The sequence below is a fragment of the Vibrio sp. YT-15 genome (genome assembly GCF_033337445.1).
Lineage (GTDB): Bacteria > Pseudomonadota > Gammaproteobacteria > Enterobacterales > Vibrionaceae > Vibrio > Vibrio alginolyticus.
Window position 1 is genome coordinate 38,482 of the sequence record NZ_JAWOQR010000009.1, and the last position, 14,788, is coordinate 53,269.

The 14,788-nt window shown below is 45.2% G+C and carries 14 protein-coding genes; all 14 read left to right on the plus strand.

Going from position 1 to position 14,788, the window contains the following annotated elements:
• Positions 1 to 5 precede the first annotated feature (5 nt).
• The 14 genes from hscA to R7D93_RS16745 all read left to right on the plus strand — a co-directional run bounded on the left by hscA (position 6) and on the right by R7D93_RS16745 (position 14,785).
• Positions 6 to 1,859, plus strand: a complete 1,854-nt coding sequence (hscA, locus tag R7D93_RS16680; RefSeq protein ID WP_213868839.1) for a Fe-S protein assembly chaperone HscA — start codon at positions 6 to 8, stop codon at positions 1,857 to 1,859.
• Positions 1,860 to 1,872: 13 nt separating this feature from the next.
• Positions 1,873 to 2,211, plus strand: coding sequence for an ISC system 2Fe-2S type ferredoxin (fdx, locus tag R7D93_RS16685; protein WP_005381713.1), 339 nt, complete (start codon positions 1,873 to 1,875; stop codon positions 2,209 to 2,211).
• A 44-nt stretch (positions 2,212 to 2,255) separates the two neighbouring features.
• Positions 2,256 to 2,450, plus strand: coding sequence for a Fe-S cluster assembly protein IscX (gene iscX, locus R7D93_RS16690; protein WP_005381711.1), 195 nt, complete (start codon positions 2,256 to 2,258; stop codon positions 2,448 to 2,450).
• Between the two features lie 161 nt (positions 2,451 to 2,611).
• Positions 2,612 to 3,910: an aminopeptidase PepB gene (pepB, locus tag R7D93_RS16695; RefSeq protein WP_005381709.1), complete on the plus strand. Its 1,299-nt coding sequence runs from the start codon at positions 2,612 to 2,614 to the stop codon at positions 3,908 to 3,910.
• A gap of 95 nt (positions 3,911 to 4,005) precedes the next feature.
• Complete coding sequence (gene ndk / locus R7D93_RS16700) at positions 4,006 to 4,431, plus strand: nucleoside-diphosphate kinase (protein ID WP_005381702.1); 426 nt, start codon at positions 4,006 to 4,008, stop codon at positions 4,429 to 4,431.
• A 373-nt stretch (positions 4,432 to 4,804) separates the two neighbouring features.
• Positions 4,805 to 5,932 (plus strand): bifunctional tRNA (adenosine(37)-C2)-methyltransferase TrmG/ribosomal RNA large subunit methyltransferase RlmN, encoded by a 1,128-nt coding sequence (locus R7D93_RS16705; RefSeq protein ID WP_017633913.1) that lies wholly within the window; start codon positions 4,805 to 4,807, stop codon positions 5,930 to 5,932.
• Positions 5,933 to 6,367: 435 nt separating this feature from the next.
• Entirely contained in the window at positions 6,368 to 7,318 is a 951-nt protein-coding gene (gene rodZ / locus R7D93_RS16710; protein WP_005383707.1) for a cytoskeleton protein RodZ, read from the plus strand.
• A gap of 6 nt (positions 7,319 to 7,324) precedes the next feature.
• Positions 7,325 to 8,443: a flavodoxin-dependent (E)-4-hydroxy-3-methylbut-2-enyl-diphosphate synthase gene (gene ispG / locus R7D93_RS16715; RefSeq protein ID WP_005381699.1), complete on the plus strand. Its 1,119-nt coding sequence runs from the start codon at positions 7,325 to 7,327 to the stop codon at positions 8,441 to 8,443.
• A 26-nt stretch (positions 8,444 to 8,469) separates the two neighbouring features.
• Entirely contained in the window at positions 8,470 to 9,738 is a 1,269-nt protein-coding gene (gene hisS, locus R7D93_RS16720; RefSeq protein ID WP_005381698.1) for a histidine--tRNA ligase, read from the plus strand.
• A 126-nt stretch (positions 9,739 to 9,864) separates the two neighbouring features.
• Complete coding sequence (locus R7D93_RS16725; protein WP_005381697.1) at positions 9,865 to 10,479, plus strand: YfgM family protein; 615 nt, start codon at positions 9,865 to 9,867, stop codon at positions 10,477 to 10,479.
• Positions 10,480 to 10,491: 12 nt separating this feature from the next.
• On the plus strand, positions 10,492 to 11,652 hold the full coding sequence (bamB, locus tag R7D93_RS16730) for an outer membrane protein assembly factor BamB (RefSeq protein WP_151514538.1): 1,161 nt from the start codon (positions 10,492 to 10,494) through the stop codon (positions 11,650 to 11,652).
• 167 nt (positions 11,653 to 11,819) lie between these two features.
• Positions 11,820 to 13,316 (plus strand): ribosome biogenesis GTPase Der, encoded by a 1,497-nt coding sequence (gene der, locus R7D93_RS16735; protein ID WP_017820569.1) that lies wholly within the window; start codon positions 11,820 to 11,822, stop codon positions 13,314 to 13,316.
• 59 nt (positions 13,317 to 13,375) lie between these two features.
• A complete protein-coding gene (locus R7D93_RS16740) occupies positions 13,376 to 14,251 on the plus strand; it encodes an alanyl-tRNA editing protein (protein WP_213868849.1) in 876 nt (291 codons plus the stop codon).
• 309 nt (positions 14,252 to 14,560) lie between these two features.
• Complete coding sequence (locus tag R7D93_RS16745; RefSeq protein ID WP_031780210.1) at positions 14,561 to 14,785, plus strand: zinc ribbon domain-containing protein; 225 nt, start codon at positions 14,561 to 14,563, stop codon at positions 14,783 to 14,785.
• Positions 14,786 to 14,788 lie beyond the last annotated feature (3 nt).

The window sequence follows — 14,788 nt, forward strand, 5'->3', positions numbered from 1 at the left end:
CTATCATGGCACTACTTCAAATCGCAGAACCGGGCCAAAGCTCGGCACCTCATGAGCATAAGTTAGCAGCGGGTATCGACTTAGGTACTACCAACTCTTTGGTTGCTTCTGTACGTAGCGGCGATGCAACTCCACTTGCGGACGAGCAGGGCCGTACTATTTTACCTTCAGTCGTTAATTACGCTGAGGAAACGTTAACGGTCGGCCACGAAGCCAAAGCCAAAGCAGAGTTTGAACCAGAGAACACGATTATCTCTGTAAAACGTTTGATCGGTCGTTCATTAAAGGACATTAAGTCCCGTTACTCTTCACTTCCTTATCGTTTTAAAGAGAGTGAAAATGGCCTGCCAATTCTGCAAACACCTCAAGGTGACAAAAACCCGATTGAAGTATCTGCGGACATCCTAAAAGTATTGGGTAAGCGAGCTGAAGATACGTTAGGTGGTGAGTTAGCTGGTGTCGTTATTACCGTTCCTGCTTACTTTGATGACGCGCAACGTGCAGGTACAAAAGATGCGGCGAAATTAGCTGGTCTTCATGTTCTCCGTCTACTTAATGAACCAACCGCTGCGGCAATTGCTTATGGCCTAGACTCTGGTCAAGAAGGTGTGATTGCGGTTTACGATCTAGGTGGCGGTACTTTTGATATCTCTATCCTACGTTTATCGAAAGGCGTATTTGAAGTATTAGCAACAGGTGGCGACTCTGCATTAGGCGGTGACGACTTCGACCATCTATTTGCCGATTATTTAATGGAGCAAGCGGGTCTAGAAGCTCCGCTTTCTGCAGAAAAGAACCGTACACTGTTGAACATTGCTACTGAAGCTAAGATTGCTTTCTCTGAGCAAGACAGTGTTGACGTTGAAGTTTTTGGTTGGAAAGGCACCGTGACTCGCGAGCAGTTCGAAGATCTGATTCGTCCGCTAGTGAAGAAAACCCTGATGTCTTGCCGCCGTGCGCTGAAAGATGCGGATGTAGATGCGGAAGATGTACTTGAAGTAGTCATGGTCGGTGGCTCAACACGCACATTGCTTGTACGAGAAATGGTTGGCGAATTCTTTGGCCGTACACCACTGACAAGCATTAACCCAGATGAAGTCGTCGCAATCGGTGCGGGTATTCAAGCTGATATTCTCGCGGGTAACAAACCTGACTCTGAAATGTTGCTTCTTGATGTGATTCCACTGTCGCTCGGTATTGAAACCATGGGTGGTTTGGTCGAGAAGATCATCCCCCGCAACACTACGATTCCCGTTGCGCGTGCGCAAGAATTTACCACATTCAAAGATGGCCAAACGGCGATGAGTGTTCATGTGGTACAAGGTGAACGTGAAATGGTTGATGACTGTCGTTCACTTGCTCGCTTCTCGTTAAAAGGTATTCCTCCGATGGCAGCGGGTGCGGCACATATTCGCGTGACTTACCAAGTTGACGCTGATGGCCTTCTTTCTGTTACGGCAATGGAGAAGAGCACTGGTGTTCAATCAGAGATTCAAGTAAAACCTTCTTACGGCTTAAGTGACAATGAAGTGGCGGATATGTTGCGTGATTCAATGACGCACGCAAAAGAAGACATGCAAGCTCGTGCCTTAGCTGAACAGCGTGTTGAAGCCGACCGAGTGATAGAAGGTTTGATTGCAGCGATGCAAGCTGATGGTGATGACTTACTATCAGAACAAGAGAAACAAAACTTGATTAAAGCCATCGAAGCCTTGATTGAGCTGCGTAATGGTGATGATGCAGATGCGATAGAGCAGGGCATTAAAGATACCGATAAAGCGAGCCAAGATTTCGCATCACGCCGTATGGATAAATCGATTCGAGCTGCGTTGTCAGGTCAATCAGTAGACGATATATAAGAGATAAGTAGTTATGCCTAAGATTATTGTATTACCACACGACGATTTGTGCCCAGAAGGTGCAGTGTTGGAAGCAAACTCTGGTGACACCGTTCTAGACGTAGCGCTAAAAAACGGTATCGGTATTGAACATGCGTGTGAGAAGTCATGTGCGTGTACTACCTGCCACGTAATCATCCGTGAAGGTTTTGATTCACTCGAAGAAAGTGAAGAACTAGAAGACGACATGCTAGATAAAGCGTGGGGTCTAGAGCCTGAGTCACGCCTAGGGTGTCAGGCGAGAATTGCTGATGAAGACTTGGTGGTAGAAATTCCTAAATACACACTAAACCACGCTTCAGAAGATCACTAAAACTATCTTCCCAATATAGGGAAGAAGCAAAAGGAAGATGAGCAATGAAATGGACAGATTCTCGCGATATCGCGATTGAACTTTGTGACAAGTTTCCAGATGTCGATCCAAAAACAGTGCGTTTTACCGATCTTCATCAATGGATCATGGAGTTAGATGAGTTTGACGATGAGCCAAACCGTTCTAATGAAAAGATTCTAGAAGCCGTTATCATGTGCTGGATGGACGAAGCAGACTAAGTCTGTAAAACACAGCCTAGTTAACAATTCTTACTAAAAAAAGCGGACCTTTAGGTCCGTTTTTTTATCCAATTGACATTTTTGCCCTACATAATGCTAACATCCGTGAGTTATTAAAAAGAAGCAGCGTAGGCAACGCTGCTATAAGACAAGGAGAAACCATGTCTACACAGATGTCTGTATTTTTAAGTCAAGAGTCGGCAGCACCACATTGGGGTGAAAAAGCACTGCTTTCATTCGCTGAAAACGGCGCAACTATTCACTTAGGTGAAGGTCATGATCTCGGCGCAATTCAACGTGCAGCTCGTCAGCTAGATGGCCAAGGAATTCGTTCTATTTTTCTTTCTGGTGATAACTGGGATCTAGAGAGCGTATGGGCTTTCCACCAAGGGTTCCGTAACCCTAAAAAACATGGCTCAGTTGAGTGGGCAGCATTGTCTGATGAAGATCAAGCAGAGCTTCAAGCTCGTATTACTTCGACTGATTTTACCCGCGATATTATCAACAAAACGGCAGAAGAAGTTGCTCCTCGTCAGCTAGCGACAATGGCTGCTGAATTCATCAAATCTGTTGCGCCGAAAGGCACTGTGACAGCACGTATCGTCAAAGACAAAGACTTGTTGGCAGAAGGTTGGGAAGGTATTTACGCAGTAGGCCGTGGTTCTGAGCGTACTTCTGCGATGCTTCAGTTAGACTACAACCCAACTGGTGACGAAAACGCACCTGTATTCGCATGTCTTGTGGGTAAAGGCATCACCTTTGATTCCGGTGGTTACAGCTTGAAGCCTTCTACCTTCATGAGTGCAATGAAAGCAGATATGGGTGGCTCGGGTACTATAACTGGTGGCCTAGGATTAGCTATCTTGCGCGGTTTAAACAAGCGCGTAAAACTGATCTTGTGTTGTGCTGAGAACATGGTTTCTGGCCGTGCCCTTAAGCTTGGCGACATCATCACTTACAAAAACGGCAAAACCGTTGAGATTATGAATACCGACGCGGAAGGTCGCTTGGTGCTTGCAGACGGTCTTATCTACGCCAGTGAGCAAAAGCCTGAGTTAATCATTGACTGCGCGACGCTAACAGGCGCAGCGAAGAATGCGTTAGGTAACGATTACCATGCGCTAATGAGCTTTGATGATGAGCTATCGCATCAAGCGCTTACGGCGGCAAACCAGGAAAAAGAAGGCTTGTGGCCGCTACCACTTGCTGATTTCCATCGAGAAATGCTGCCATCTAATTTTGCCGATTTATCGAATATCAGCTCTGGTGATTATTCTCCAGGTGCAAGTACTGCAGCTGCATTCTTGTCTTACTTCGTTGAGGACTACAAAAAAGGCTGGTTACATTTCGACTGTGCGGGTACGTATCGTAAAGCCGCTTCTGATAAATGGGCTGCGGGAGCAACGGGTATGGGTGTTCGTACACTTGCTCGTTTCCTCAATGAGCAAGCTGGAAAATAAGATTGATTGCAGCACTCTCTTGTTTGAGTGCTGCTCTTACCCAGTAAGTCACTTTAAAAGCACAACTATTATTACAAGTACAGAAAGGAAATTTTATGGCTCTAGAAAGAACATTTTCAATCATTAAGCCTGATGCTGTAGAGCGAAACCTAATTGGTGAAATCTACAATCGTATTGAAAAGGCTGGCCTACGTATCATCGCTGCCAAAATGGTTCACCTGACAGAAGATCAGGCAAGCGGCTTTTATGCAGAGCATGAAGGTAAAGAGTTTTTCCCTCCTCTAAAAGAGTTCATGACATCTGGTCCTATTATGGTTCAGGTATTGGAAGGCGAAAATGCGATTGCACGTTACCGCGAGCTAATGGGTAAAACCAACCCAGAGGACGCGGCATGTGGCACTTTGCGTGCTGATTACGCACTCAGCATGCGTCACAATTCAGTTCATGGTTCCGATAGCCCTGAGTCTGCCGCTCGTGAAATTGAGTTTTTCTTCCCTGAATCAGAAGTTTTCTCTCGCTAACTCGTTCATGCATCACTTTTGCGTGATGATCTAGTTCGTAATAACCTCGGAATTGTCCGAGGTTTTTTATTCCGCGTTCTCCATTTCACCTGCGAGTTCATTCGTAATTATTCGCGAAGACGTTGGCTAATCTGAGCATCTTACAGGTGGGAAAGCTTAGTTAAGTGTGTTTGTTCTCACTGTTTTCTCTGTATCACTTCTACGCTTTTGCTGTCGGTTGTCTAATCATTATTCTCACCGTAAAGTCTGATTAAAATTTAAACGTTTTTATTTTAATGCCTTAGCAAACTCAGGGTCTTACACCCCTTGTTGTAGCTGCATAAAGGCTGTACAATTCGCGCCCTTATTCTTGTTTCAGTCATTGAGAGGCAACATGACCACTGAAAAAATCAATCTACTCGACTTTGATCGCAAAGGCATGCGTCAGTTTTTCGCGGAAGAACTTGGCGAGAAAGCGTTTCGTGCCGATCAGGTTATGAAGTGGATCTACCATTTCGGTGTAGATGACTTCGAAAAAATGACAAACATCAACAAGAAGCTGCGCGAAAAGCTTTTACACAAGTGTGAAATTAAAGCACCAACTGTAGCAGAAGCTCAGCATTCTTCAGACGGCACGATCAAGTGGGCAATGAAGGTTGGTGATCAGGATGTAGAAACGGTTTACATTCCAGAAGATGATCGCGCAACGCTTTGTGTATCTTCTCAAGTAGGTTGTGCATTGGAATGTAAGTTCTGCTCAACAGCACAGCAGGGCTTTAACCGTAACTTGAAAGTTTCAGAGATCATCGGTCAGGTGTGGCGTGCTGCACGTGAAATTGGTCTTGAGAAAGAAACAGGCCGTCGCCCAATTACGAACGTCGTGATGATGGGTATGGGTGAGCCGCTTCTTAATATGAAGAACTTGATTCCAGCACTGGAGTTAATGTTGGATGACCTTGGCTTTGGTTTGTCGAAGCGTCGCGTAACCGTATCAACATCAGGTGTGGTTTCTGGTCTTGATCAGATGACGGGCAAAATCGACGTTGCGTTGGCGATCTCTCTTCATGCGCCAAACGATAAGCTGCGTAGTGAAATCATGCCAATTAACGATCGTTGGGATATTCAAGATTTCCTAGCATCCGTTCGTCGTTACATTGCTTCATCTAATGCAAACCGTGGCAAAGTAACAGTCGAGTACGTGTTGCTTGATCATGTGAACGATGACATGGACCATGCACGCGAGCTGGCTGAATTGATGAAAGACACACCATGTAAGATTAACTTGATTCCGTTTAACCCGTACCCAGGTTCACCTTACAAGAAACCAAGTAACTCACGTATTGATCGCTTCCAAAAAACATTGATGCAATACGAGCACACAGTTACGGTTCGTAAAACGCGCGGTGATGACATTGATGCCGCATGTGGTCAGTTGGTCGGTGATGTAATTGACCGAACTAAACGTACGGCAATGCTGAAAGCGTCACGCGGTGCCGATACCATTGAAGTGAAAGCTGTATAAACGACCGGAATTCAAAAATAGCCAGAGCCATTCGCTCTGGCTATTTTGTTTATTGTTTAGGACATTTTCGCCAAGATTTGGGACTATCACTCTTCAACCTAAGGTTATTTGGGTATAATTTCGAATTCCTTTGTCAAAGTTTGGACAAAAGCTTGAGCTATCTGTTAGTTTGAGTGTAAAGAGTTTTTGTCTTCGTTGCGCATTCGCTTATCATGATATGTAACACTAACGATGACACCGATAATTCTCAGCATTTTCTCACATACGTTTTGCTGATTTTTGCAAAACGGGTATTCGCACTCAGATCGCTGAGAGTTTCTTAAAATTATTATTTTTGGTTAACGCGTTTAGGCTAGCTATCTTTAAAGAGGCTTAAGAACAATAACGAAAATACATGACCACGTTAGCCACTAAAACAGATTAAATACCGCCATTATGACAGAACACGAAAATACGAATGAAGTGCCACTCTCTATTGAAGCTGGCACATTACTGAAAAACAAACGTGAATCCTTGGGAATGAGCCAAAAGCAAGTTGCCGATCGCCTGAGGCTTCGCATTTCTGTGATTGAAGATATTGAAAATAACCGATTTGAATCTCAACAAGTCGCGACATTTACGCGTGGTTACTTACGCTCTTACGCTAAATTCGTAGGTCTTGATGAGAAGGTGGTTTTGACGGCGTTAGAGCAGACTGCCGATGCTCAGCCTCAAGAGCAAGAAATTGAAATGCAAAGCTTCTCTCGTAAAACAAAAGACGAGAAGCACAATAGCCGTATTATGCTCCTTACTTGGGTTATCGGGCTAGTCATTATTGGCATTTCAGCTGCATGGTGGTGGCAAAACCAACAAGAGAATAGCCTAACTAAGGAAGTAACGGATTCAAGTGTTGAAGCGCCGCAGCCCACTGCTCAAGAATTAGCTGATATCGATTTGATGACGGCTGAAGAGTTAATCGCAAGCACTCCTGAAGAAGTTGCTTCAACTAATGAAGGTGTTGCTGAATTGACTGAAGCACCCGTTGAGCAAGGGGCGGATCCTTTGCTGACTGAAACTGAAAATACAACAAGCGTAGATTCTGAAGAACCTGTTGCCGTGATTGAAGCGGCGGAAGAGGAACAGCCTGCGCCAGTAGTACCTGAAGGCATGACACTTCTTACTATGAAGTTTAAAGCGGACTGTTGGATTCAAGTAAAAGACACCAATGGTAAAACGCTGGTAAGTGGTACTCATAAGCCAGGACAAGATGTAGAACTTACCGGAAAAGCGCCATTTAAAGTGATATTAGGCGCACCGGAAGGGGTTACAATGACATTTGCAAGTGAACCTGTCGACCTTTCTGGGTATACTTCAGGCAAAGTAGCTAGATTCACTCTACCGTTATAAAAAATTATGCAACACGAATCTCCAATTATTCGTCGTAAATCGACGCGTATTTATGTGGGTGATGTGCCAATTGGTGATGGTGCGCCAATTGCAGTACAGTCAATGACTAACACTCGCACGACTGACGTAGAAGCGACAGTCGCTCAAATCCGAGCACTAGAAAAAGTCGGCGCAGATATCGTTCGAGTTTCTGTACCTACGATGGACGCAGCAGAAGCTTTCAAACTGATTAAACAGCAAGTTTCTGTACCATTAGTGGCTGATATTCATTTCGACTATCGTATCGCGCTGAAAGTTGCGGAGTACGGAGTTGACTGTTTACGTATCAACCCTGGTAACATCGGCAATGAAGAGCGCATTCGCGCTGTTGTTGATTGCGCTCGCGATAAAAACATCCCGATCCGTATTGGTGTCAATGGTGGATCTTTGGAAAAAGATCTACAGATGAAATACGGTGAGCCTACGCCAGAAGCCTTGGTTGAATCGGCGATGCGTCACGTAGATCATCTCGATCGTCTTAACTTTGACCAATTTAAAGTTAGCGTGAAAGCTTCAGACGTTTTTCTTGCGGTGGATTCATATCGTCTGCTGGCGAAGAAAATCGATCAGCCTCTTCATTTAGGTATCACAGAGGCGGGTGGTGCTCGAGCTGGCGCTGTTAAGTCATCTGTTGGCTTAGGTATGCTGTTATCTGAAGGGATAGGCGATACGCTGCGTATCTCTTTGGCTGCCGATCCAGTTGAAGAAATCAAAGTCGGTTTCGACATCCTTAAATCTCTGCGCATTCGCTCTCGAGGCATCAACTTTATTGCGTGCCCAAGCTGCTCACGCCAAGAATTCGATGTGATTGGTACGGTGAATGCACTGGAGCAACGTTTAGAAGACATCATCACGCCAATGGATGTGTCTATCATCGGTTGTGTGGTAAACGGCCCTGGTGAAGCAGAAGTTTCTCACTTAGGTCTAGCAGGTAGTAACAAGAAGAGCGCATTCTACGAAGATGGTAAACGCCAGAAAGAGCGCTTTGATAACGATGACCTTGTGAATAAGCTAGAAGCTAAGATCCGTGCGAAAGCAGCTATGATGAATGGCGAAAACCGCATCGAAGTTAAAGTACAAGATTAATCTCAACGAGAATTACGGTAAGTATTGTGGCAAAAACAATTCAAGCAATTCGAGGCATGAACGATTGCCTCCCAACTCAGTCGCCACTGTGGCAAAAATTAGAAAACACAGTGAAAAATGTAATTAGCGCATACGGTTATAACGAAGTGCGCATGCCAATCGTTGAAGAAACAAACCTATTCAGCCGCGCTGTTGGTGAAGAAACAGACGTCGTTTCAAAGGAAATGTACACTTTTGATGACCGTAACGGCGACAGCCTAACACTTCGCCCAGAAGGTACGGCGGGTTGTGTACGTTCATGTATCCAAAACAGCCTGATCAACCGTGATGAACAGCGTCTGTGGTACATGGGGCCTATGTTCCGCCATGAACGTCCGCAGAAAGGTCGTTACCGTCAATTCCACCAGTGTGGTGTTGAGGTGTTTGGTCTAAATGGTCCAGATGTTGATGCAGAGCTTATCATGATGACGGCGCGTCTATGGCGTGAGCTAGGTATCAATGAGCATGTCCGTCTTGAGCTGAACTCTATCGGTTCTCAAGAAGACCGCGCAGACTACCGTACTGCACTGGTTGCATTCCTTGAGCAACATATTGATGTGCTAGATGAAGATTGTAAGCGTCGCATGCACACGAACCCATTGCGTGTTCTGGATACGAAGAACCCAGACGTTCAAGCTATTTTAGGTGATGCGCCTCGCCTTTCAGATTACTTGGGTGAAGAATCTAAAGCACACTTCGCAGGTCTATGTGAACTTTTAGACGCCGCAGGTATCAAATACACAGTTAACGAACGTCTAGTTCGTGGTCTGGATTACTACAATCGCACGGTATTTGAGTGGATCACTGAGAGCCTAGGTGCTCAAGGCACTGTATGTGGCGGTGGTCGTTACGATGGCCTTGTAGAGCAATTAGGTGGTAAACCAACACCAGCGGTTGGCTTTGCAATGGGCCTAGAGCGTCTAGTACTGATGCTAGAAACGTTGGAACTGACAGACGTTCGTCGCAGTGTTGACGTGTACGTAGTCACAGCGGGTGAAGGCACCATGATGGCAGGAATGAAGCTAGCAGAACAGCTTCGCGAGTCTGTTCCAGGCGTTCGTGTGATGAATCACTTCGGTGGCGGTAACTTCAAGAAACAGTTTAAACGCGCAGACAAAGTTGGTGCTGTTGTAGCATTGGTTCTGGGCGAAAACGAAGTTGCGGATAATACCGTAGTACTGAAAGACTTAGCTGGTGGTGAGCAAGAGACTTACAACCAAGCAGAAGTTGCAGAAAAGATCGCAGCACTGATTTAAGTCTTTTAGTAATCTAACAAAATTACATCCTAGTTCGTAAGCTAAGGCTCCCAAATGTGGAGCCTTTAAACGAAATAGGAACAATGGCAGCTAAGCTGCCATTTACATGTTTTAAGAGGACAGGAAGTGGAACTTTACGATACTGAAGAGCAACAAGTTGAAGCCATTAAAGACTGGTGGAAGGAAAACGGCAAAGCCGTCATCATCGGTGCGGTTGTTGGCTTAGGTGGTCTATTTGGCTGGCGTTACTACCAGGATTCTGTGATTCAGGCGAGTGAAGCAGCTTCTCAAAGCTACACGACAGCAATGAATGCTTTGCAAGACAAAGGCACTGATGCTCAAGCTGACGTGAAAGCTTTCATTGAGTCAAATGAAGTAAAAGAATATTCAGTATTGGCTGCGCTACAACTTGCTAAAGCACAAGTTGAAGCTCAAGACCTTTCTGCTGCATTGGAGCAACTGAAGTGGGCGCAAAGCAACACTCAAGATGCTGCGTTGTTACCATTGATTAGTTACCGCATTGCGCGTATTGAGACGGAAATGGGTAACTTCGACGCTGCAACGGCAGAGCTGAGTAACGTCACTGATACAGCATGGACAGGTCGTATTGCTGAACTTCGTGGCGATATTGCGATTCGCCAAGGTGACAAAGATGCTGCGTACGCTGCGTATACTGAAGCTCAGCAAGCGGCAGATGCAAGCCCGACACTACAAATGAAATTGGACGATCTGGCGAAATAAGGACCGCATTGGATGAAAAGAGTCTTTAAGAAAGCCTTGCTAGGGGCGTTAACAATGGGAGTACTTGCCGGTTGTGCAGGTGAGAAAGACACCATTGTAATGGCGCCACTACCTCAGGTAAACAGTCAGTTTACAACCAGTAGTGAGTGGAGCACATCGGTTGGCGATGGTGTTGGTCATTACTTTTCAAAACTATCCCCTGTATTTGCGAATGATACATTGTTCGTGGCAAGTCGTGATGGCTTAGTAAAAGCGCTGGATCCTGAGAATGGTAAACAACGTTGGCAAACGGACCTAGAAGAAGATGTCATTGCTCGTCTCTCTGGTGGTATCACAGCGGCATACGGAAACCTTTACATTGGCTCTGAGAATGGTGAAGTCATCTCTCTTGACCAAGAAACAGGTGAAATTGTTTGGCGTGTCAAAGTTGGTGGTGAGGTACTGGCGAAGCCAGTTGCAGATTCAGGCCTTATTATCATCAATACTAGCCGAGGCATGTTGATTGCCCTTAATGAGAGTACAGGTGAGCAACGCTGGGCATTGAGTACAGAAGTGCCGAACTTAACTTTACGTGGCGACAGTACTCCGACTGCAATTGGCGGCGGTGTATTTTGGGGAACGGCAAATGGCCGACTCGCAGCTGCTATCGTTGAGCGTGGTCAGTTGATTTGGCAACAGCCTGTTGGTACGCCAAAAGGCGCGACAGAAATTGATCGTTTGGTTGACGTTGATTCATCGCCAATTGTGCTAGGCGGTACTCTTTTCACCATTGGATACAATGGTCAACTTATCGCCATTGACTTGCGTTCAGCGAACCCGATTTGGAAGCGTAATTACTCATCTGCGACAGACATTTCTACAGATGGTAGTCGCATCTTTGTGATAACGGAAAAAGATCATGTTGTTGCCGTTGATTCACGAAGCGGAACTGAGTTGTGGGAAAACAGCTTGCTTGAGCACCGACAACTTACAGCGCCAGTTATTGTTGGCAATTATCTCGTTGTCGGTGACACGCTTGGTTACCTTCACTGGATGGATCGTTCAACGGGCGAATTTGTTGCGCAGCAGTTTGTCGATGATAGTGGCTTGGCAGTTGGCCCGACGTTATTGTCGGATGGTTATGTGATTACAACTCGCAACGGCGATGTAAAGAAACTAACCATTAACGAATAATATCGTGATATAATTCACATTCGGCTCCTGGCTGGTGACAGCTAGGAGCCGTTTTGTTGTTTGAATTTATTAACCCTGACGTGGTTATAGGTAAAAATCTGGTTTGATTTGGCATCGAGCAAGTCGTTACCTATAACTACAGAAGAAAGATTATTGTAGAGGTTGTTATGGTACCTGTTGTAGCTCTAGTAGGGCGTCCGAACGTAGGTAAATCTACACTATTTAACCGATTGACTCGCACTCGTGACGCGTTGGTTGCGGACTTTCCAGGCCTAACGCGAGACCGTAAATATGGCCAGGCGAGACTTGGTGAAGAGCACGAATTCATTGTGATTGATACCGGTGGTATCGATGGCACAGAAGAAGGCGTGGAAACAAAGATGGCAGAACAGTCATTAGCCGCGATTGATGAGGCTGATGTTGTGTTGTTCCTTGTTGACGGTCGTGCTGGTCTGACACCTTCAGATGAAGCAATTGCTGCGCATCTGCGTAAAATTGAAAAGCCAGCGATGCTGGTAGTAAACAAAATCGATGGTATTGATGCCGATGCGGCGTGTGCTGATTTTTGGCAGCTCGGAGTGGATGATATGTACCAGATTGCGGCTGCTCATGGCCGTGGTGTGACCGCTTTGCTTGAGCGTGCTTTATCTCCATTCTTTGATGATCTATTAACAAGTGAATCTGAAGAAGGTGAGATTGAAGACCTGACTGGATTCGAAGACGAAGAGCCTCTTGTTGAAGATTACACTGAAGAAGACGCAGAAGCTGAATTCAAGCGCCTTCAAGAGCAGCCGATTAAGTTGGCGATCATCGGTCGTCCGAATGTAGGTAAATCGACACTGACTAACCGTATTCTGGGTGAAGAACGTGTAGTTGTATACGATATGCCAGGTACAACGCGCGATTCTATCTACATCCCGATGGAACGTGATGGACGCGAATACGTACTAATTGACACCGCAGGTGTTCGTCGTCGTGGTCGTATCAATGAAACGGTTGAAAAGTTCTCTGTTGTTAAGACGCTGAAAGCGGTAGAAGATGCAAACGTCGTTCTACTGGTGATTGATGCACGTGAAAATATTTCAGACCAAGACCTAAGCTTGCTTGGTTTTGCACTGAATGCTGGCCGCTCAATTGTCATCGCCGTTAACAAGTGGGATGGTCTAGACAGTGACGTGAAAGAAAGCGTGAAGAAAGAACTGGACCGCCGTCTAGGATTCGTCGATTTCGCGCGTATCCACTTTATCTCTGCGCTGCACGGTACTGGCGTTGGTCACTTATTTGAATCTATTCAAGAAGCATATAACTCGGCGACAACGCGTGTGGGTACGTCAGTACTGACGCGTATCATGAAGATGGCTGTGGATGATCACCAACCGCCAATGGTTCGTGGTCGTCGTATCAAACTCAAATACGCACACGCAGGTGGTTACAACCCACCGATCGTTGTTATCCACGGTAACATGGTTCGTGAATTGCCAGATTCGTATAAACGTTATCTGATGAACTACTTCCGTAAGTCTCTGGAAATTATGGGAACACCGATTCGCATTAACTTCCACAACAGTGATAACCCATACGAGAACCGTACGAATAAGCTTACGCTATCACAAGAGCGTAAACGCAAACGTATGATGTCGATGGTGAAAAACCGCAATAAATAATGAAATTCGAATACCCAAGTTTCTACTTGGGTATTTTTTTATCAAAAGTAATCGTAAAAATGACTATCACAGCAACAAAGACTCGTTTTTGTCATCAAACATGGCAATTAGAAGCACAAATACAGCTCGTTCAATCTACAGAAAAAGTGACTTACGTTATTACAGATGTCACGCCGTTCCATCCCGTTAGTCACATATGGCCGGATCACCCTGCAGACAAAGGAACGTTGAAGGTGGATGGGGCTGAGCATGACGTGGTAGATTGCCAAGTTGGGGCAGTGGAGCAGGAAAGTGGTGCTCTGTATGTGGGTAGTGACATCCCTGTAAAGCGTGATGCTGAAGGTTGGGTGTTTGTCGTCGTGCATGTTTTATCACGTACGGAATCATTTGCAATTAATGACTTGGTAACATTAGCGGTAGATAAAGACTATCAAAATGCTTTGAGTCGAGGCCACACTGCAGGACACTTAGCGTATTTGGCGTTGAATAAAGTACTATCGGAAGACTATTGGCGAAAAGACGCAGACCGCAAAGACCCACATGGTTATTATGACTTTAATAGCTATGCGCAAGTTACTAGTTATGTCACTCCAGACAAGTGCCTCGATACGTACCGTTTAGGCAAAACACTCCGTAAAAGAGGATTAAACAGTGCAGATATGCTGAATGACCTCCAGGCGATTGCAGAAAAAGTGAATGGCCAACTGGTTGAATGGCTTCAAAGAGATGCGATGATCACCATGGAATGCCACGGCGATAGATTAACGGATTCTCGCTATTGGAAGTGCGATTTAGGGGAAGGTCAATTAGCGGTAATCCCTTGTGGTGGAACGCATGCGAGCCATTTAAATGAGTTTGCTTTTATCCAAGTTAAACTCGTTAAGCTCGACGCTCAAACTATCGAAATGCACACCAATGTAAACACTGCTTTTTGAATAAGATCTTTTTATTAAATTCTGATTTTTCGTTTAATTAAATCTCTCTAGGGTTTTTTATTCTGCCTTAAATTGGAATGCAGAATATGTAACTTATGCTTTCGGTGTGTGGTTATATAAATATTCTTTTAAGGGGTGATCGCTGATCAAGGAGTAAATATCAGACGATCAGTATAAGATCCTACGTATCAAGTATGGTTAACGCCTCGTGAAACTTGTTGGGGCGGTGATGAAGATCAGCATACTTGTTCGTTATTTTGAGTAGCATGCGTTACTCGAAATTGCTTAGTTTAGAGAGAGGAACGGGATATGCAGCAGAACATTTGCCCGACTTGCAATGTCGAACTGGAATGGACAGGACAATACCATTGTGAACAGTGTGAATCGGATTTTAAAAAAGTAGGTTTTTGCCCTGATTGTGAGGCGGAGCTGGAGAAGCTGCAAGCATGCGGTGCTGCGAGTTACTTTTGCAATGTGTGTAATGAACTCAAGTCAAAATCACGTGTCCGATTTGAGTTCCAGAAAATCAGTTAACCA